The organism is Tessaracoccus sp. (assembly GCF_016714275.1).
In the GTDB taxonomy this organism is placed as follows: domain Bacteria; phylum Actinomycetota; class Actinomycetes; order Propionibacteriales; family Propionibacteriaceae; genus Arachnia.
In genome coordinates, this window is record NZ_JADJNP010000002.1 from 921,600 (window position 1) to 940,019 (window position 18,420).

Below are 18,420 nucleotides of genomic sequence, written 5' to 3' on the forward strand. Positions count from 1 at the left end.
CCCCTTCATCAAACGACCCAACCTGCGGGTACCGCCTGACACTCTCCCAGACGCTCACCCCGACCCCGCAACAAATCGACCAGTCCATACGACTCCGTACACCCCCGACAAGGACATTCACGCGGCAACCAGCGCCTGTGTCCTCGAAAGTGACGACACGACCCCGCTCGCCCACCGGTCCCCCGGCGCGGAGCACCCACCCGTTCCTTGAGCCAGGCCCCCGCGCGCAGCGCCGGGCCCGCGTCGAAAGGCCCGAAACCGTGGGCACGAACCTGCGGAAAGCGCGGGACCTTTCGACGCGCGCTGCGTCGCTGCGCTCCTAGAGCGCGGCTCAAGGAACGACGACCGCCGCACCTTCGGCACGGCTCAAGAAACGGCTGCCACGGCCCGAGCGCCCCCCGCGGAATCGGCCAACGAGCGACGACGCACTCCTTCAGCGGAGCCCAGCGGCGAGCGCCACACCTCACCGTCGGGCAGCGCCGACGCCCACCAGCGTCAACATGGCTACAAACGTTCGATCCACACCACGGAACCGCTTAGCGTGTACGTCAGAGTCAGCACGCTGACTTTCGCCGCCACAATGACGCCGTCGCTCGGCCAGATCGAACGTTTGCAGCCACACTGATCCTGGACTGGCGTCCCGGGACCCGGCGAGCTGCAGTTGACACACCGAGCGCACGCCCACGCTCAGCGGTCCTGGACCAAGTCCTCAAACCGGGCGCGGGCCGCTTCGACACGGTCGCGGTCGACTCCGTCGACGCACCCGGCTCAACGAGCGGTGGTTGTCACCTCAGACCGATGTCGCGTGATCACCACCACCAGGTCTGGTCGTCGGCGAAGCACTCGATCAGGCCCGAGTTCTCCGGTACCTCGGCGTCGGCGAGGTCGCTGCAGTCCAGGATGTCCTGAATCATGAACAGCTCGCCCCACTCTCCACCCTGGTCGCTCCAGATGAACCAGGCACCGCCTCCGCAGCCATCGTCCCACTCGGGAGACTCCATCGTGCCGACGGCGAATCCCTCCGGATGCGTCCCGAGGATCGTGAACTGGGTCGTGCAGCCGTAGTCATCGACGCCCAACTGGGCTTCGACGAACGCGGCGAAGCCATCCGGAGCGTCAACAAGCTCGTCCAGATGCTCCGGCTCCCAGATGACCGTTTCATCCGTGACCCACCTCCCGTCGAGCTCCGGGCACGCCGCGTCTTGGGAGGTCGCCGGCTCCGGCGTCGGCGTCGGCGGATCACTCGGCAGCGGGGCAGCAGCGGGCGGAGCGGTCCACCGAGCCGCAGAGGGTGACGCGCTTGAGGTCTCGGCAACGGGCGTGGGCGCGACGGTCGTCTGCCCGGCGTTCGACGAAGGCAGCGTCAGGTAGGGGCGCATGATCAGAAACATGACCAGCGCGGTCACCAGCGCCGACCCTAGAGCCACCCAGACCCAGGCCCATCTCGCCCTCGGGCCGCGTGACGTCCCCATTTCCGGCAGGTCCTCCGGGCGCGGCGGCGCGGGGTACTCGTCTGGATCGCTCATGGAGTCACTTTCAGATCGTCAGCGCGGCACGGGCACTCTATCCAACCCACTGCGCTGCCGATCGGCGGGCGGGCGAACGCGCGCTCGCGCGTCGGCTCAACCCGCAGGACTACCGCTTCTTGCGCTGGATCTGGACCTTCTGCTTCGCCGCCGGGGACGCGGTCGCGCCTGCGCGGCGGGCCTTCTCCTCGTCGAGCAGGCGCTTCTGCTCCGCCTGCTGGTCCATCAGCGCCTCGCGGTCGAAGCCGCTGCGCAGGAACGAGAACGCGATGAGCGCGATGACCAGCGACACCCAGATGGGGAGGTTGAACACGATCGGGAGTGTGATCAGCGCCACCATGTCGAAGCCGCGCAGCAGCGAGAACATCAGCCCGGGCGGCATGGCGCCCATGCCGGTGGCGACGATCGGACCCGAATAGTCGGCCGGCTTCGCAGCGACCCAGCGGACCGCGGCGAGGATGCCCGCGATGCCGGTCACCAACGCCGCGCCGGCGGCGTCGACCGGCGGCACCTTCACTCCCCCGGCGAGGCCGAGGAACGCCGGGAAGACCGCGATCACCCACAGCAGAGCAAGGACGGCGGGAACGACCATGGCTGCCTGCTTGACGTGCGCCACGCTGTACGGGAAGCACCGCTGCAGGCCCTTGGTGCGGGTCAGCACGCGCAGCGAGTTCATGAACGGGATCAGCGCGACCATGAGCACGAGCGCGGAGATCGGCGGGTTGAGGCTGGTCAGTCCCAACGCCTGCACGGCGTAAGGAACGACGGCGCTGCCGGCCAGCGTGAGCAGCGGCAGCGGCTGGCGCCAGAGGCGCTGAACGTCGCGCATCACGAGGGCCTGCATGCCCGAGCCCACGCCACGGGTGGGGTTCACGTGGCCGCGTTCCTTGGACTTGGCCTCGATCAGGATGTCGCGGATCAGCGCGAACTCCAGCGCGAACGCCGCGCCCTGCAGACCGCTCAGCAGCGACCCCCCGGAGGTGAGGCGCTGGCGCCGGATGTTATTCAACCGGGCCCGAGCGATGAGACCCGCGAGGAGAATCAGGACGGCGCCCACCCCGGCGATGATGAGCGCGAGCTCGACGGACAGCTCGCTCAGGCCGCCCAGCGCGAACCAGCCCGCGGCGCCGCCGACGAGCAGGACCATGGTCCCGATCGCCGCCAACCCGATGAGCCACTGGATGGTGAGCAGGATCCAGCGCCGGTCGGCGCCCTGCTCCGCGGCGGCGAGCGCCACGAGACCCGCAGCCCCGAAGCCGCCGGCCAGCGCCCAGATGCCCACCTGGATCAGCGGCGAGCCGGTCAGTGCGGCGATGAGCGCACCGAAGAGGAGCCCGGCCACGAACGCGAGCGCGATGGCCGCCAGGAGTCGCTTGGCGAGGATGCGCCGTCGATCCGTGGGGCCGTCCATGAGCCAGAAACCCTCCGCCGACGACGCCAGCACCGGCCCGAACATGCGCGAGAGCACGATCGTGAACGCGAGGATGCCGGCCACCGACGCCCAGGGCAGCAAGCCCCGCGCGGCGAGACAGCCGGCGGTGTCGCAGACCGCGACCACCTGCTGCGCCTGCACGATGGACGACACCAGCATGGCGCCGATCATCACGAGCGAGAACACCATGACATAACCGTCGGAGAGGGCCTGCCAGAGGTTGCGGTCGGCACGGCCACGGCGCCAGTCGCGCATCAGCAGCGCGAGCTGCCGCTCGTCGACCTGGCCCAACTCGCCGAAGCGCGGATCCGAGACCGACATCAGACGCCCAGCCGCATCTGCCGCGCGCCGATGGCCTCGAGGAGGCTCGGCTCGTGGCTGGCCAGCACGATCGCAAGGCCGCCGTCGATCTCCTGCTTCAGCCGACGGCCGAGCCACTCGACGCCCTCGACGTCGAGGCGCTGCTCGGGCTCGTCCAGCACCAGCAGCGAGCGAGGTCGCACGAACGCCGTCGCAAGGGCGAGGCGCCGGCGCTGGCCGGAGGAAAGGGTCGAGGGCAGCTGGCCGGCCTGCGGCACGAGCTGCACCTCCTCGAGCACCTCGTCGACCAGCGCATCCGGGTCGACGAGCCCGTGCGCGCGGGCAAGCAGGTCGAGATGCTCCACCACCGAGAGATCGGGGAAGAAGTCGAGGTCGTCGATGACCGTGGCCACGTCGCGGCGGATGTTGGGATTGGTCTCGCTGACCTTCACTCCCTTGACGGTGACGCTGCCCTCGTCCGGCCGGTCGGCGCCGACGAGGCACCGCAGCACGGTCGACTTGCCCGCGCCGTTGCGCCCGGTCAGAGCGACGGCCTCTCCCGCGTGGACCTTCATGGAGAAGCCCTCCACGATGGTCACGGGCCCATAGCCCTTCTTGAGGTTGTCCACCTGGAGCACGACGTCTTTCTTAGCCACGGCGCCATTGTCCCCTATCGCCGAAGCACTGACGATCTGACTCGCCCCCCAGGCTGTCGGTGGTTCCTACTAGGCTGGCCCGCATGCAAAACCAGCAACGTGCCGGGTTGGACAAGCAGCGCGCGGATGTCGCGGCGATGTTCGACGGCGTGGCCAAGCGCTACGACCTGTTCAACACCGTCCTCAGCCTCGGCCAGGTGCACCGCTGGCGGCGCGCGACGGTGGCCGCCGTCGCGCCGCGTCCCGGTCAGCGCATCCTCGATCTCGCGGCAGGCACGGGCACGTCGGCGGCGGCGCTCGCGGAGCACGGCGCGTTCGTGGTGGCGAGCGACATCTCGTTGGGGATGCTGCAGCAGGGCCGGATCCAGCAGCCCGGTATCGACTTCGTGGCCGGCGACGCGCTCGCGCTCCCCTTCCCCGACGACACCTTCGACGCGGTGACCATCTCGTACGGCCTGCGCAACGTCGAGGACACCGGTGCGGCGCTGACCGAGATGCTGCGGGTGACCCGGCCGGGCGGGCGCGTGGTGATCGCGGAGTTCTCGACACCCACCTGGGGCCCGTTCCGCCACATCTACAACAACTACCTGATGGCCGCGCTGCCGCGCATCGCGAAGCTGTCGAGCAACCCCGTCGCCTACGGCTACCTCGCCGAGTCGATCCTGGCGTGGCCGGATCAGCACGGCCTCGCCGATCTCATGGGCGCGTGCGGCTGGGCCGACGTCGAGTGGCAGGACCACGCCGGCGGCATCGTCGCCGTCCATCGGGGCTGGAAGGCCGAATGAACCAGTTCGTGTTGGATGCCTACGCCGCGCGTAGCTGCCCGGTGAAGACCTTCAACGCGTTCGACCCGACCCTCGGAAAGCCGGACCAGCCGCTGGACGAGTCGCTGCGCGAGTCTTTCCAGGGCGGGTCGGACTTCCGGCAGGGAGTCCTCGACCGGATCGCGAAGACACCCGGGGCCGTCGACCTGCGCGGCCAGCACGAGGCGGGCCTCACCTGGGAGGAGCGGGAGGCCGCGTGCCTTGCGGAGATGGGTGCGGGCGCGCCCGTCATCCTCGGGGGCGTGCTGCCGCTGGACCTCGATGGGCATCGCAGCGGCCGGCCCGACGCGCTGGTCCGCGGCGACGACACCGCGTCGGGCGCGCCGGGCTACTGGCCGCTGAAGGTCAAGCCGTACCGCGTCCGGGAGAAGCAGTCGGGCAGCACCTCCCTGCGGACCTCGCGGCTCGCGGCCATCGGCGACCTCGCGCCGCTACCGGACCTCCGCTACCGCGTCTTCCGCGAGGGAACGCTGCTGGAGCTGGCCCATCATTGGCGGCTGCTCGAGTCGTGCGGGTTCGCGGCGGGCGCGCCGGTGGCCGCCGTGGTCGGCGACGACCGCAGCCCGGGCGGCGAACCGACGGCCACGTGGGTCGACCTCTCGTACAAGTTCATCCGCACGTTCTCCCGCACCGCGGGCCACAAGCTCCGTTCGCCGCTCGAACGCTACGACCACGAGCACCGATTCCGCGTGCATGTGGCCGAGCAGGCCGCCGCCCGCACCGGCGTCGACGACCCTGAGCCGGCCGTGCGTCCGATCCGTGTCAAGGAGTGCGAGTGGTGCGCCTGGTGGGAGGTATGCCGCACGCAGATCGACGACGACGACCTCTCCCTGCGGATCTCCAAGGCGCCGCTCGACGTCCGCGAGCTGCAGACGCTGCTCTCGTTGGGCATCAAGACCGTCGCGGAGCTGGCCGAGGCCGACGTCGACGAGATCCTCCCCCGCTACCTGCCCGAGACCGGGCACCGCGACCGGTCCGAGGATCGGCTGCGCCAGGCGGCGCGGCGGGCGCGGATGCTCGCGCACGGCGTCGACCTCGAACGCGTGAGCGTGGATCCCATCGCCGTCCCGCGGTCACCCGTCGAGGTCGACCTGGACATCGAGACGGCCGACGACGGCACCATCTACCTGTGGGGCGTGCTCGTCGGCGGTGAGTCCGACGGCGAGTTCCGTCATTTCAGCCGGTTCGAGCGGCTGAACCAGGCGGCGGAGATCGAGCTCGCCGTCGAGTTCGCCGACTGGCTGCTCGACCTGGCCGAGCGGCACCCTGATCTCCGCGTCTACCACTACAGCGACTACGAGACGGTCCACCTGCGTCGGCTCGCCGCTCGCAGCGACCACCCGTCTCTCGTCGCGGCAAGCGTCCTGATCCGGGACCACTTTGTCGACCTCTTCGGGTATGTGCGCGACAACTTCGTCGGTGTGGACGGCCTGGGGCTGAAAATCGTCGCGTCGCGGGGCGTGGGATTCCACTGGCGCGACGAGGAGGCAGGCGGCCTGAATTCGCAATCGTGGTTCAACGAGGCCGTCTCCGGTTCCACCGACGCGGCCCGCGCCGCCGCCCGCGCGCGCGTGCTCGACTACAACGAGGACGATGTCCGCGCCACGCTCGCCGTCCGCCGCTGGCTCACCGCCCAGGACTCATCTGCCGGTCACTAGTGGCCTGTCGCCCCTCAGTCCTGGGCTCGCGACGCCGTGCGGGCACCATGCTTCGTTGTCGTCGATCGACGATGGCACCGCATCGCCTCACTCCTCCGCCTCGCCTGGCACTCCGCACACCGCCGCTCCCTATCCCAAGCCTTAGGAGCGACAGACCACTAGCGCTGTGCCCATTCCGGCGGTCTCGGCATGCAAATATCTTTGCATTATCGAATCTATTGACTGGCCTCTTGCGGCTGTGTTTCGATGAACCCAACGCAAACCCGCAAATCGATTTGCAATCGTATTGCCGGAATGCAAATCGATTTGTATCCCTAGTCGGCAGCCAGAGGAGGCGTGAATGGCCGGTTACCGCATCTCGGACGTCGCCGCAGCGGCAGGCGTCAGCACAACGACCGTCTCCCACGCGCTCAGCGGTAGGCGCGCCGTCGCCGAGGAAACGAAGAAGCGCATCCACCAGGCGATCAAGGAGCTCAACTACCGGCCGAGCATCGCGGCGCAGAGCCTTCGCAGCAGGAAGAGCTATTCGGTCGCGCTGATCGTCTCCGATATCGCCAATCCCTACTACCCCTCGCTCGCCCGAGCCATTCACGACCGCCTCGACCCTGAGGGCTACGTCACGCTCATCTGCAACACCAATGGCGACGCGGCCACCGAGGAACGCTTCCTGCAGGACATGGTCGCCCGCGGCGTCGACGGGATGATCATGACGGTGACCGCGCTCGGCAGCGCCCGGATCCGCGAGATCGTCGGTCCCGACCTGCCGATCATCGGCGGCGGGACCGACGCGTCGGACGTCGGCGCTGACCACGTCGGCAGCGACGACGCCCGGGGCATCCTGCATGCCGTCGAGTACCTCGCGGGCCGCGGCATTCGCGACATCGGGTTCGTAAGCGGCCCGGAAGGCGAGCTTCCCAGCGTCGTCCGGCTCGACTCCTTCCGTCGTGCGTGCGGGGAGACGGGGATCGAGGTGCGCGAGGAGTGGATCACGCATACCCCGTTCACGCACGACGGGGGCATCGTCGGCGGTGGCACGCTGCTCGGCGCGCCCACCGGACGGCCCCGCGCGATCATGTGCGCCAACGACCTCATCGCGGTCGGCGTCGTCGAGGCCGCCCGCGCCGCAGGGCTCACGGTGCCGGACGACCTGTCGGTGATCGGCTTCGACGACATCGACCTCGCACGCCTCGTTTCGCCGAAGCTCACCACCATCGAGAACCCGGCGGTGGCGACCGGGCTCGCCTGCGCCGAAGCCCTCATCCGCCGCATCGATGACCGCGCGGCGCCGCCGTTGCGCATCGACATCCCTACCCGCCTCATCGTCCGCGGCACGGCTTAAGCCGCACTCCGCCCGCAAGCACCCGCTCGCGGCCTCCCTCACGACACCCGTCGCACATCCGCAAGGAGCACCCATGACGCTTCCCCCACGCCTCGAACTGGCCGAGGCCTACCAAAACAGCCGTTTCGACGCCCTCCGCCCTGCCGACCTGGTGGCCGACGAGATCCAGCAGCTCCGCGAGACCGGCCACGATGTCGAGGGGTTCGTCCGCTCCGCGAACGACACCGACCCGGGCGACCGCGGAGCCCTCCTCACCCTCGTCGACGAGATGGCCGGCGCAGCCCGGACGAAGAGCTGGGAATACGAGGAGCCCGACGCCCTGGAGGACATCCTCGCGTCCGCGGGCGACCCGGCACCGGCTGAGCAGGTGAGCGAGGCCGTCGTCGCCGACGGCATCCGAGCCGCCTGGTACGGGCGCATCGCCGGCTGCAACCTAGGCAAGCCGATCGAGTTCGGCTGGACGTGGACGCCGGAACGCATCCGGGAGTACCTCGAGCTCGCGGACGCCTACCCGCTCGCCGACTACGTGCCCCGGCTCGACCCCATGCCCGACGGGTTCGAGCTGGTCGACAACTGGCCGGAGACCACCCGCGGCAACGTGGCCGGGTCGGCCCGCGACGACGACATCGACTACACCATCCTCGGCCTGCACCTGCTGGAGCGGCACGGGCCTGCTCTTGCAACCGACGACGTCGCCCGCGCCTGGACGACGCTCTTCCCGCTCGAGCAGGTCTACACCGCGGAGCGCGCCGCCTACATCAACATCGTCGATGGTTTCCGCGCCCCGGAGACGGCCCGCCGCCGCAATCCCTACCGCGAGTGGATCGGCGCCCAGATCCGCGCCGACATCTTCGGCTACGTGCACCCAGGCGACGTCGTGTCGGCCGCACGTCTCGCCTACCGTGACGCGGCGCTCTCGCATACGGGCAACGGCATCTACGGCGAGATGTGGGCCGCCGCGCTGGTCGCGGGCGCTTTCACCGCATCGACGGCGCGGGAGGCCGTCGACCTGTCGCTCACCGTCGTCCCCCGCCGATCCCGCCTCGCGGATGCCGTCACCTTCGTGACCGAGCTGCGCGACGCGGGCGTCTCCTGGCAGGCGGCCGTCTCTGAGATCCGGGAGCAGTTCGCCGTCTACTCGTGGGTGCACACCATCAACAACGCCGCTGCCGTCGTCGCCGCCCTGTTGTGGGGCGAGGACGACTGGACGACGGCGACCACCCGCGTCGTCATGACCGGGTGGGACACAGATTCCAACGGCGCGACCGTCGGCTCCGTCGCCGCGATCCTCGCCGGCTCCCCGGGCCTTCCCGCCCGGTTCATCGATCCCCTGCAGGACCGGACCCGATCTGCCCTCTTCGGATTCGACAACTCCTCCATCTCCGATCTGGCGGCCCGGACCATCCGCGTCGCCTCCGACTTCAACCGCTAACCGCCACCACTTCATAGGAGAACTCACATGGCATTCACACGTCGCGGCTTCCTCGCCGCAACCGGATCCACCAGCCTCGTCGCCGCGCTCAGCGCGTGCTCCGGATCGCCCTCCCCCGGGTCTTCCGGCACGGCGGCGGCCAAGGAGATCGTCTTCTGGAACAACCTGCCCGACGAGCAGCAGCTGAAGTACTTCACCGCGCACTTCGTCGACGCGTATCCCGGTAGCGCGAAGGTCGTCTTCACCCAGAAGCCGAACCTGGACCGGCTCACTCAGACCTCGCTTGCGGCCGGCAGCGGCCCGGACATCATCGTGACCCCCGGCCCCTCGACAGCCGTCTCCGAGTTCAACAAGGCCGGCTTCCTCGCCGACCTGACCCCCTACGAGGAGTTGTTCGGCTGGGACGACGCCTTCGCCAGCTGGGCGCTGGACACGTCCCGCGTCGACGGCAAGCTGGTCACCGTCCCCACCGCCTACGAGACGATGGTTTTCTTCTACAACCCCGGCACGCTGGATGCGGCAGGCCTGAAGGTTCCGACGACGAAGGATGAGTTCGAGGCCTTCTGCACCGACCTCAAGGGTGCGGGCAAGATCCCGGTCGCGGCGGGCAACGCGGACTGGAAGGGCGCGAACGAGTGGTACGTCGGCCACGCCTTCAACCATGGCGCCGGGCCCGAGGCGGTGTACTCCGCGCTCACGGGCGAGACTCCGTTCACCGACGCGGCGTTCGTCGACGCGATCACGCGGATGGCAGGCTACTTCGCGAACGGCTGGTTCGGCGGCAGTGTCGAGAGCTACTTCACCACCACCTTCCCGATGGCTTACGGCCAGCTGGCCGACGGCACCGCCGGGGGCATGATGTCAGGCACGTGGGACTTCGCGAATCTCGCCCCGTACTTCGGCGAGGCGGCGAGCAACGAGGCGACGTGGGACTTCGCGCAGATCCCCGCGTTGGGCGACAACACGCCGTCGGACATCTGGGACCTGGCCATCGGGCAGTCGCTCGGCATCAACGCGAAGGCGAGCGACCTCGACGCGACGGCCGAGTACCTGAACTGGCTGACGACCGACGTCGACACCATCATCGCCGCCGTGGAGGCCGTCAACTTCCAGCCGAGCCCAATCCATATCGAGGCCTCCGACTTCAGCGCAGCTGCCGACGAGCGCACGGTACGGCTGTACTCGTCGATGTCCCAGGCGACTACCATCGGGTACACCACCTGGACGTTCTTCCCGCCCAAGACGGAGACGTATCTCATCGACTACTTCGAGCAGGTGCTGACCGGCAAGCTCTCGCCCGCCGACTACTGCGCGGGCATCCAGGAGCAGTTCGCGAAGGAGTTCGCGGCGGGCGCCGTGCCGCCGATCCCCGCTCCGACGGGGCACAGCGAGTGAGCGCGCTGGCCACGGCCCCTCCGGCGGTGAGGCGTCGGCGCCCGCCCCTGCGGGACTGGCGCGTGAAGGGGTGGCTGTTCGTGCTGCCGCTGATCGTGGTGAACGCACTCGTCGTCTTCGTCCCGAGCCTCTCTTCGGTGTACTACTCGTTCACCGACTGGTCGGGGATCGGGGAGGCGGAGTTCGTCGGCCTCGAGAACTACGCCCGCCTGCTCGGCGACCCGGAGTTCCTGAACGCGCTGGGCCATAACCTGCTCTGGACACTGTTCTTCCTCATCGTCCCGATGGGCCTCGGCCTATACGGCGCGTACGCCCTGACCCGCATCCGTCGCTTCCGGCTGCTGTTCCGCGTGCTCTACTTCATCCCCTACATCGTCGCCAGCGTGGTGAACGCCGCGATCTGGCAGTCCATCCTCTCGCCCGCGGGCGGCCTGGGCCAGCTGACCGGGATCAACATCCTGGGGAATCCGGACACGGCTCTCTGGGGCGTGGCCTTCGTGAACAACTGGGCCTGGTGGGGCTTCCTCGTCGTCGTCTTCCTCGCCGCCATGCAGGGGATCAACCCGAGCCTGTACGAGGCGTCGGCTCTCGACGGCGCGGGCCCGTGGCGCCAGTTCTTCGCGATCACGCTTCCCAGCATCCGACCCACGTTCGCGTTCCTCGGGCTGATGACGATCATCTGGTCGTTCCTGGCCTTCGACTACGTCTACATCATGACCCAGGGCGGTCCCGCCGGCTCGACCGACCTGCTGTCGACGGTGCTCTACCGGCGCGCATTCCAGGATCTCGAGGCCGGCTACGCGTCCGCGATCAGCGTCGTTATGGCCCCGATCAGCGGGATCGTCGTCGCGGCCTACCTGACCATCCGCCACGTCAGAAAGTGGGACATCTAGTGACCGCCATGAGCCTGACCCAGCCCAGCCGGGCCTCGCGGCGTCGGTCCTTCCGGTCCGCGGGAACCGTCACCTACGTGCTGCTCACGTTGCTGGCGATCTTCTCCGTCGGCCCGATCCTGCTTTTCACCTTCAACGCGCTGAAGACCCCGGCCGAGTACGCCGCGGACTCGATCGGGCTGCCGAGCAGCTGGCAGTGGGGCAACTTCCTGACCGCCTGGACGCAGGCCAACATGGCGGCGGGCCTCAAGAACTCCGTCGTCATCGTGAGCGGCACGGTGGCGCTGACGGTGCTGGTGGCGGGGTGCGCCGCCTACGGTCTCGCCCGCCTCGAGGTCCGGGGCGGGAGCGTCTTCATCACCTACCTGCTCGTCGCGAGCTCGCTGCCCGCGCAGATGTTCCTCGTCCCGCTCTTCTTCCTGTGGACGCGGATGGGCCTGTATGACACCTACTTGGGCCTGATCGTCATCTACTGCGGGCTCTTCTCGCCCTTCGCCACCCTGCTGCTCCGCTCGTTCCTGCTGACGATCCCGAAGGAGTTCGAGGAGGCCGCTCGGATGGACGGTGCCGGCGAGCTCGCCGTGCTCTTCCGCGTGATCCTGCCCAACGCGCTGCCCGGTCTCCTGACCATCGCCTTGACGACGGGGCTGAGCGCGTACAACGAGTTCCTCTTCGCCGTCACGTTCATCCAGAACGACGCGCTCATGCCGCTATCGACGACGTTCTTCTCGTTCCGCCAGGGGTTCTCGCAGGACTACACGCTGATCAGCGCGGCGGGCTTCATCATGATCGCCCCGATGCTCCTGCTGTTCCTCGCGCTGCAGCGGCGGTTCATCGACGGCCTTTCCTCGTCGGGTCTGGGCGGCGCCTAGGAGCGTGCCCAAGTGAATGTCCATGGTCCGCCGGACGGCGGGGCTGAGGTCGAGTCAGTGAATCGACGGCGCCAATCTGGACTCGCTAGTCAGCACACCCTTGTCGGTCTGTAGTACATCTACTATATTTTGGGGCATGAGCACTCCACTGATCGACGTGCGCGGGCTACACATGGCGTATGGCGACACCCAGGTCCTCACCGGCATCGAGTTCTCGGTGCATCGCGGCGAGGTCGTGGGCCTTCTCGGGCCGAACGGCGCAGGCAAGACGACGACCATGGACATCCTGGAGGGTTTCCGGCGGCCGAGCTCCGGCGAGGTCAGCGTGCTGGGCGAGGCACCTACCTCCGGGGACGAGGCGTGGCGGGCGCGCGTCGGCATCGTGCAGCAGTCGTGGCGGGACCACGCGAAGTGGAGGGTTGAGGAGTTCCTGAACTATCTCGGCTCCTACTACCGCCCCTATGCCACAACCGACACCGTCCGCCCGTGGCCGACGGATGAGCTGTTGAAGATCGTCGGGCTCGCCGACTCCAGCGACAAGCAGCTGCGCCGGCTTTCCGGCGGTCAACGCCGCCGACTCGATGTCGCCGTCGGCATCGTCGGGCGCCCGGAGCTGCTTTTCCTGGACGAGCCCACCGCCGGCTTCGATCCCGAGGCTCGGCGGGACTTCCAGGATCTCATCGGCCGTCTTGCAGACGAGGGCGCGACGATCCTTGTCACCACGCACGACCTCGACGAGGCAGAGAAGATCTCAGACCGCATCCTGATCCTCGCCGATGGCCGCATCGTCGCCGACGGCTCGCCGGACCGACTGCGGTCGCGGCTGAACAGCACCACCGAGATCACGTGGACCGACGACGTCGGCCGCCACGTCCACGTCGGCGTGGATCCCACCGCGTTCCTCCGCTCGCAGCTCGCCGATCCGACCGCGCGGATGGATGATCTGGAGGTTCGGAGGTCCACCCTCGAGGACGTGTACCTGAGCCTTGTGCGGCGAGTCGAGCAGGGCGATGAGACCGAGACACCTGAGCGCTCCGCGGCCCGGCTGGCTGCAGGATCGCCCCAGGAGGAGGAGCGATGAGAAACACACTGCGCAGCGCGTGGACGCAGGCGAAGATCGACCTGCGCACCACGCTGTTGACACCGGAAGTCCTCCTCTCCCTCTCGCTACCGATCGTGTTGCTGGTGATCGCCTGGTTCCAGCGCAACTCGCTGATCGACGAGTCCACCGTCAGCCTCGCGCAGCTCATGGTGCCGTCGTTGCTGGGTGCGATGCTCCTGATCGGCGGATTCTCCAGCGTGGCCGGCGAGCTGTACCAGGAACGCGACCAGGGCACGGTCCTGCGGATGAAGTGCGTGCCGTGCGGCCTCATGGGCTACCTGGCGGGTAAGACCATCTCGACGACCCTCACCACCTTCCTCCTCGTCGGAGCGACCCTCGTGCTGGGCAGCCTCCTCTTCGAGGGCATCGGGCCGTCCGGCCTGCGCAGCTGGGTGCTGCTCGTCGCGTTCGGGCTCTTGGGAATGGCGGCGACGGTGCCGTGGGGCGCCATCGTCGGCGCCGCCGTCAAGACCCCCGTGGGCTTGATGCTGCCTGTGCTCGGCGTCTATGGGTTGTTGATCGTCTCAGGCGTCTTCTTCCCCATCACGGTGTTCCCGGTCTGGGTTCAGGTGATCGTTCAGGCGCTGCCCGCGTACTGGCTCGCCCTGGGCATGCGCGCCGCCCTGCTGCCCGACGCTGCGGCTGTCATCGAGATCGGCGAGTCGTGGCGTCTCGTCGAGACGTTCGCGGTCCTCGGCGCATGGGCCGTCGTTGGCCTCCTGCTCGCGCCGGTCGTGCTGCGCCGCATGATTCACGGCGAGTCCGGCTCCAAGGTGACGGCGGCGCGCGAACGTCTCCTGACCCAGGGCTACTGATGCGGCGACGGACTGAGAGACTATCCCGGTGAGCGACGCAATCTACAACCGGATCGCCATGCTGCGCATGGAGCGGGGGATCTCGCGTCGCCAACTGGCGGATGCGCTCGGCGTGCACTACCAGACGGTCGGTTACCTCGAGCGTGGCGAGTACTCCCCGTCGTTGACGCTGGCGCTGCAGATCGCCGAGTACTTCGAGGTTCCTGTCGAGATCGTGTTCGCTCTGCGCCCGTTCCCTCGCATCGGCTCCTAGCGCCCTCCCCCCGAAGGCGAGCCATCCCCGGAGTACCTACTGCCGGTCGAGATGAATGTCCATGGTCCGCCGGACGGCGAGGCTCAGATCGCGCCAGCGGGGGTCGACGGCACCGGAGTCGACCTGGTCGGCGAAGACATCGAGCTCGTGGACCATCGTGTCGACGGGGGTGACGGCCGGCTCGTCGAGGAGGAACTCCGGCTCGGCGCCGCGGCGATAGCGCACGATGCGCGACGGCTCCGCGACGCTGTTGATCGTCACCGTGCCCTCCTCGCCGTGCACCGTGCAGGGGCCGACCCCGGCGACGATCTTGGAGTAGGCGACGTCGACCAGCAGCCCGTCGTAGTCCAGCTGGATGCCGCCGCCGGCCTCGAAGCCGTTGTCCAGGAGGAAGCTGCCGCCGGTCTGTGCCCGCGGGGCAGTGCCGAAGCACGCCAGGGCCGCCGTGAGCGGGTAGAAGCCGATGTCGATCAGCGCTGAGTTGCCGAGCGTCGGATCGAAGGCGTTGACGTGTTCGCCCGCGAGGAAGCGGCCGTAGCGCGACGAGTACTGCAGCATCTCGACGTGCGCGTAGCGCAGGGTGCCGAGCTCCCCGATCGCCTGGACGAACGCGCGGAACGCGGGCGTATGCACGTGCCGCGCGGCCTCCATCGCGACGACGCCGCGCGCCGACGCCGCGGCGAAGATCTCCTCGGCCTGCGTGGCTGAGGAGGTCATCGTCTTCTCGATCAGGACGTGCCGGCCCGCCTCGATCGCCGCCATCGCCTGCCCGTGGTGGGCCGATGTGGGCGAGGCGACGTAGACGGCGTCGACGGCATCGATCATGTCCGCCAGGTCGGTGAATGCCCGCGGCACGTCGTTGCGATGCGCGAACTCCTGCCCCCGATCCGGGTCACGGGAGAGCACAGCCGCCGGCCGCAGCCGCCCGGACCCGCGCCGACACGCCTCGACGAACCAGTCACTGATGAAGTTGGTGCCGATGATCCCGATGTCGACCATGCATCCTCCTGAAGCCGTGTGTCCGACCGAGCCTAGTGGCCCGTCGTGCTGTACATCCGATGCGGTACGACGGCGACCGCCCCAGGCCGATGACCACGGCCGCGAGACGAGACAACCTATCCAGTAGACGGCGGCACCGGGCCGCCGCAATCCCAGAGGAGGACCTGACATGGGAACGTACACATTCGGCCGAGACCTGAAAGACAAGGAACTGGCGACGTTCCACGGCGGCACGTGCACCATCACCATCACCAAGGAGGGCGAGGTGAAGAAGAGCGGCGACTGCAAGGACGTCGTGATCAAGGAGCGCTGAGCGTTGCACCACGAGGCCCGGGCGCGGATGGCGCCTGGGCCTCTTTCGCGCCCGGTGCCCGTCACCGTCGATCGTCTCTGAAGGTATTCGGCCTACCGCACATGCGGTAGCGAGGTGTCCCCGTCGGGCCGATGACCGCGATGCACGGACCGGAAACGATTGCCTCAGCGGACGACAAAGGGTCGCCCCAATTCCCCGACAGGAGAAAACCATGAGCAACATCGCCTTCGGCAAGAGCCTCACCGACGCCGAGCTGGCCGAGTTCAGCGGCGGCTACTGCACCGTCACCATCACCCGCGACAACAACGGCAAGGTCATCAAGGTCGAGACGAGCGGCACCACCTGCTCCAACGTCAACGTGGTCGTCCAGGCCTGACGTACCCGGGGCAAGAGGCTCTCGCGCCGCGGGCGCGGGGGCCTCTTGCCCGGTCGAGAGGAGGAGCCCGCATGCCCCGAGTACCCGTCGTCCTGCAGACTGCCGAAACCGACTGCGGCCCGGCCTGCCTCGCCGCGCTCGCGCGCGCGTTCGGGCACCGCGCTGCGCTCCCGCAGCTACGCACGCAACTGGACCCCGGCAGGGACGGCACGACCGCGCTCGCGCTGAGAGACGCCGCCGGGCCATGGGGCGTGCAGCTGAATGCCCTCCTGGCAACGCCCGACGAGGTGGCGGAGAGGATAGGCGAGCTGCCGCTGCCGTCGGTCATCCACCTCTCCCGGCAGCACTACGTGGTGGCCGACAAGGTCCGGCGCGACGGGAGCGTTCGCGTGATGGATCCTGCCGTCGGCCGGCGCACATTCGGCCGCGACGAGCTGCGGGAACAGGCGAGCGGCCTCGTGCTTGTGGCGGAGCCGTCGGAGGTCCACGATCCCCCGCCCGTCCCGCCGAAGCGACCGGCGACCCTCTTGCAGGTGCTGCGCACCGCCCGCGGCGATCTCGCGGGCGCCGGCGCCCTCTCGACGCTGCTCGCCCTCAGCGGGCTCGGCCTGCCCGTCATGACCGCGTTGATCGTCGACGGGGTGGTCGCTGACTCATCCGGGCACGGCACGTGGCTGGCCGGTGGCATCGCGCTGGCGTTCGTGGTGGGGCTGCTGTCGTTGGCCAGGTATCTCGTGCTCGCCCGCCTGCAGCAGCGGCTCGCAGGCTCCCTCAGCACGCGGGTCGCAGGCACGTTGTTCAGCCGACACCTGCGGTTCTTCGACCGCCGCTCGGTGGGAGATCTCTTCGGGAGGGTCGAGTCGGCGCACGCCGTGCACGCCCTCCTCAGCGTCACCCTACTCGGCACGGTCCTCGACGCTGTCCTCACAATCGGCTATCTCTCGGCCCTTGCCGTGATCGCGCCGACCCTTGCGGGGATCGCAGTGACGGGTGTCGGGGTCTCCCTCCTCGTCACCTTGGCCATCGCCCGGGCCTGTGCGAGCCTACGCCGCGAGGAAATCCTCGTCGCGGCCGAGGCGTCGACCACGATGGTCGACAGCATCGCCGGGATCGCGACACTGCGCGCATACGGCGCGGAGCCGCACATCCTCGCGGGGTGGACGGCGCTGCTGGACCGCCGCCTCGCCCTCACCAGGCGACGCGCGCGACTGAGCGCGCTGTCGCTCAGCCTGCTATCCGGCGTCATCGTCGGCACGCCGTTGGTCGTGCTGGTCGTGGCGTCCTCGTCGGACGGCTTCACGGCGGGCGCCGCGCTCGGCCTGATGGCGCTCGCCAGCGCGACCCTCGCGCCCGTGAGCTCGCTCGCGGCGCAACTCGTCCAGGCCGCGGACCTCCGCCCCATGCTCGACCGGATCGAGGACCTCGAGACGGCCGACGGCGATCGCCGCGGCGGCGCGTCCCCCGATCAACTCCGTGGAGGGCTCTCCCTGCGCGGCGTCCGGTTCCGCTACGACCGCTTCTCCGACGACGTGCTGGGCCCGATCGACGTGGACGTGCGTCCGGGCGCCAAGATCGGCGTGCTCGGGCCGACCGGCTGCGGAAAGAGCACCCTCGCACACCTGCTGTGCGGCCTCTACGAGCCCACCGCCGGCACGATCCTGCTGGACGGCAGAGAACTCAGCGGTCTCGACCTCGCGTCCGTCCGCCGGCAGGTCGGGGTGGTGTTCCAGGACAACTGGCTCTGCTCAGGGACCATCCGTGAGGCGGTGCTCGCGGGACGCGAGCGCTATTCCGACGACGACGTCTGGCGCGCGCTCGCCCAGGCGCAGATCGCAGAGGAGCTGGCCTGCCTGCCGCTGGGCCTTGAGACCCGGCTGTCGTCCGGTGGTCAGGGTCTTTCCGGCGGGCAGCGCCAGCGCCTTGCTTTGGCTCGCGCCCTCCTCTCCAACCCGGCGATCCTCATCCTCGACGAGGCCACCAGCGCGTTGGACGCGCACACCGAACGACTGATCGACGCCGTGCTCGCCGACCTCCGGATCACCCGCGTGATCATCACCCATCGCCTCGGCGTGGTCTCCGACGCTGACGAGCTGTGGATGATCGACCGCCGTGGCCGCCTCGTCGAACGGGGAAGCCCGGCGGAGCTCGTCGCCCGCGGCGGGCACTACGCGGCGCTGCTGCATCCGTCGTCCCCCCTCGGCGTTACCTGAGATACCGCGTTCGGACGATGCGGAA

Annotated in this window: 17 protein-coding genes; 13 read left to right on the forward strand and 4 right to left on the reverse strand. The window is 68.9% G+C overall.

Annotation, left to right across the window (positions count from 1 at the left end):
* Positions 1–809 precede the first annotated feature (809 nt).
* From IPJ61_RS12955 to IPJ61_RS12965, 3 genes are all read right to left on the reverse strand, one after another.
* The gene (locus IPJ61_RS12955; protein WP_297107961.1) at positions 810–1,526 is read right to left on the reverse strand and encodes a hypothetical protein; all 717 of its coding nucleotides are present in this window, start codon (positions 1,524–1,526) and stop codon (positions 810–812) included.
* Between the two features lie 109 nt (positions 1,527–1,635).
* Positions 1,636–3,279, reverse strand: coding sequence for a DUF6297 family protein (locus IPJ61_RS12960; protein ID WP_297107964.1), 1,644 nt, complete (start codon positions 3,277–3,279; stop codon positions 1,636–1,638).
* On the reverse strand, positions 3,279–3,896 hold the full coding sequence (locus IPJ61_RS12965) for an ABC transporter ATP-binding protein (RefSeq protein ID WP_459251302.1): 618 nt from the start codon (positions 3,894–3,896) through the stop codon (positions 3,279–3,281). The genes IPJ61_RS12960 and IPJ61_RS12965 overlap by 1 nt, the downstream gene beginning before the upstream one ends.
* A 101-nt stretch (positions 3,897–3,997) precedes the next feature.
* Here IPJ61_RS12965 and IPJ61_RS12970 point away from each other — a divergent pair, with 101 nt between their 5' ends.
* The 10 genes from IPJ61_RS12970 to IPJ61_RS13015 all read left to right on the forward strand — a co-directional run bounded on the left by IPJ61_RS12970 (position 3,998) and on the right by IPJ61_RS13015 (position 14,497).
* Positions 3,998–4,699, forward strand: coding sequence for a demethylmenaquinone methyltransferase (locus IPJ61_RS12970; RefSeq protein WP_297107972.1), 702 nt, complete (start codon positions 3,998–4,000; stop codon positions 4,697–4,699).
* Positions 4,696–6,396, forward strand: coding sequence for a TM0106 family RecB-like putative nuclease (locus IPJ61_RS12975; RefSeq protein ID WP_297107975.1), 1,701 nt, complete (start codon positions 4,696–4,698; stop codon positions 6,394–6,396). The genes IPJ61_RS12970 and IPJ61_RS12975 overlap by 4 nt, the downstream gene beginning before the upstream one ends.
* 340 nt (positions 6,397–6,736) lie before the next feature.
* A complete protein-coding gene (locus tag IPJ61_RS12980) occupies positions 6,737–7,735 on the forward strand; it encodes a LacI family DNA-binding transcriptional regulator (protein WP_297107978.1) in 999 nt (332 codons plus the stop codon).
* Positions 7,736–7,808: 73 nt separating this feature from the next.
* Entirely contained in the window at positions 7,809–9,167 is a 1,359-nt protein-coding gene (locus IPJ61_RS12985) for an ADP-ribosylglycohydrolase family protein (RefSeq protein WP_297107981.1), read from the forward strand.
* A gap of 27 nt (positions 9,168–9,194) precedes the next feature.
* Complete coding sequence (locus tag IPJ61_RS12990; protein WP_297107984.1) at positions 9,195–10,562, forward strand: ABC transporter substrate-binding protein; 1,368 nt, start codon at positions 9,195–9,197, stop codon at positions 10,560–10,562.
* A gap of 62 nt (positions 10,563–10,624) precedes the next feature.
* Entirely contained in the window at positions 10,625–11,455 is an 831-nt protein-coding gene (locus IPJ61_RS12995) for a carbohydrate ABC transporter permease (protein WP_297107987.1), read from the forward strand.
* A gap of 8 nt (positions 11,456–11,463) precedes the next feature.
* Positions 11,464–12,327: a carbohydrate ABC transporter permease gene (locus IPJ61_RS13000; protein WP_297107989.1), complete on the forward strand. Its 864-nt coding sequence runs from the start codon at positions 11,464–11,466 to the stop codon at positions 12,325–12,327.
* A gap of 136 nt (positions 12,328–12,463) precedes the next feature.
* Positions 12,464–13,408 carry an ABC transporter ATP-binding protein gene (locus IPJ61_RS13005; RefSeq protein ID WP_297107991.1) on the forward strand — a complete coding sequence of 315 codons (945 nt, stop codon included), beginning with the start codon at positions 12,464–12,466 and terminating at the stop codon, positions 13,406–13,408.
* Positions 13,405–14,244 (forward strand): ABC transporter permease, encoded by an 840-nt coding sequence (locus tag IPJ61_RS13010; RefSeq protein WP_297107994.1) that lies wholly within the window; start codon positions 13,405–13,407, stop codon positions 14,242–14,244. Before IPJ61_RS13005 ends, IPJ61_RS13010 begins: the two co-directional genes overlap by 4 nt.
* A 28-nt stretch (positions 14,245–14,272) precedes the next feature.
* Complete coding sequence (locus IPJ61_RS13015) at positions 14,273–14,497, forward strand: helix-turn-helix transcriptional regulator (RefSeq protein WP_297107997.1); 225 nt, start codon at positions 14,273–14,275, stop codon at positions 14,495–14,497.
* Between the two features lie 36 nt (positions 14,498–14,533).
* Here the strand turns inward: IPJ61_RS13015 and IPJ61_RS13020 are convergent, their stop codons facing one another.
* Positions 14,534–15,496, reverse strand: coding sequence for a Gfo/Idh/MocA family protein (locus IPJ61_RS13020; protein ID WP_297108001.1), 963 nt, complete (start codon positions 15,494–15,496; stop codon positions 14,534–14,536).
* 169 nt (positions 15,497–15,665) lie between these two features.
* Between IPJ61_RS13020 and IPJ61_RS13025 the strand changes: the two genes are divergently transcribed.
* The 3 genes from IPJ61_RS13025 to IPJ61_RS13035 all read left to right on the forward strand — a co-directional run bounded on the left by IPJ61_RS13025 (position 15,666) and on the right by IPJ61_RS13035 (position 18,395).
* Positions 15,666–15,809 carry a hypothetical protein gene (locus tag IPJ61_RS13025; protein WP_297108004.1) on the forward strand — a complete coding sequence of 48 codons (144 nt, stop codon included), beginning with the start codon at positions 15,666–15,668 and terminating at the stop codon, positions 15,807–15,809.
* A 211-nt stretch (positions 15,810–16,020) separates the two neighbouring features.
* A complete protein-coding gene (locus IPJ61_RS13030; protein ID WP_297108006.1) occupies positions 16,021–16,185 on the forward strand; it encodes a hypothetical protein in 165 nt (54 codons plus the stop codon).
* A gap of 71 nt (positions 16,186–16,256) precedes the next feature.
* Positions 16,257–18,395, forward strand: a complete 2,139-nt coding sequence (locus IPJ61_RS13035) for a peptidase domain-containing ABC transporter (RefSeq protein ID WP_297108009.1) — start codon at positions 16,257–16,259, stop codon at positions 18,393–18,395.
* Positions 18,396–18,420 lie beyond the last annotated feature (25 nt).

Bases quoted from the DNA above. Each gene is read 5' to 3' on its own strand.
- IPJ61_RS12955 (WP_297107961.1), bottom strand. From the start codon at position 1,526: ATGAGCGATCCAGACGAGTACCCCGCGCCGCCGCGCCCGGAGGACCTG.
- IPJ61_RS12960 (WP_297107964.1), bottom strand. From the start codon at position 3,279: ATGTCGGTCTCGGATCCGCGCTTCGGCGAGTTGGGCCAGGTCGACGAG.
- IPJ61_RS12970 (WP_297107972.1), top strand. From the start codon at position 3,998: ATGCAAAACCAGCAACGTGCCGGGTTGGACAAGCAGCGCGCGGATGTC.
- IPJ61_RS12975 (WP_297107975.1), top strand. From the start codon at position 4,696: ATGAACCAGTTCGTGTTGGATGCCTACGCCGCGCGTAGCTGCCCGGTG.
- IPJ61_RS12980 (WP_297107978.1), top strand. From the start codon at position 6,737: ATGGCCGGTTACCGCATCTCGGACGTCGCCGCAGCGGCAGGCGTCAGC.
- IPJ61_RS12985 (WP_297107981.1), top strand. From the start codon at position 7,809: ATGACGCTTCCCCCACGCCTCGAACTGGCCGAGGCCTACCAAAACAGC.
- IPJ61_RS12990 (WP_297107984.1), top strand. From the start codon at position 9,195: ATGGCATTCACACGTCGCGGCTTCCTCGCCGCAACCGGATCCACCAGC.
- IPJ61_RS13000 (WP_297107989.1), top strand. From the start codon at position 11,464: ATGAGCCTGACCCAGCCCAGCCGGGCCTCGCGGCGTCGGTCCTTCCGG.
- IPJ61_RS13005 (WP_297107991.1), top strand. From the start codon at position 12,464: ATGAGCACTCCACTGATCGACGTGCGCGGGCTACACATGGCGTATGGC.
- IPJ61_RS13010 (WP_297107994.1), top strand. From the start codon at position 13,405: ATGAGAAACACACTGCGCAGCGCGTGGACGCAGGCGAAGATCGACCTG.
- IPJ61_RS13020 (WP_297108001.1), bottom strand. From the start codon at position 15,496: ATGGTCGACATCGGGATCATCGGCACCAACTTCATCAGTGACTGGTTC.
- IPJ61_RS13025 (WP_297108004.1), top strand. From the start codon at position 15,666: ATGGGAACGTACACATTCGGCCGAGACCTGAAAGACAAGGAACTGGCG.
- IPJ61_RS13030 (WP_297108006.1), top strand. From the start codon at position 16,021: ATGAGCAACATCGCCTTCGGCAAGAGCCTCACCGACGCCGAGCTGGCC.
- IPJ61_RS13035 (WP_297108009.1), top strand. From the start codon at position 16,257: ATGCCCCGAGTACCCGTCGTCCTGCAGACTGCCGAAACCGACTGCGGC.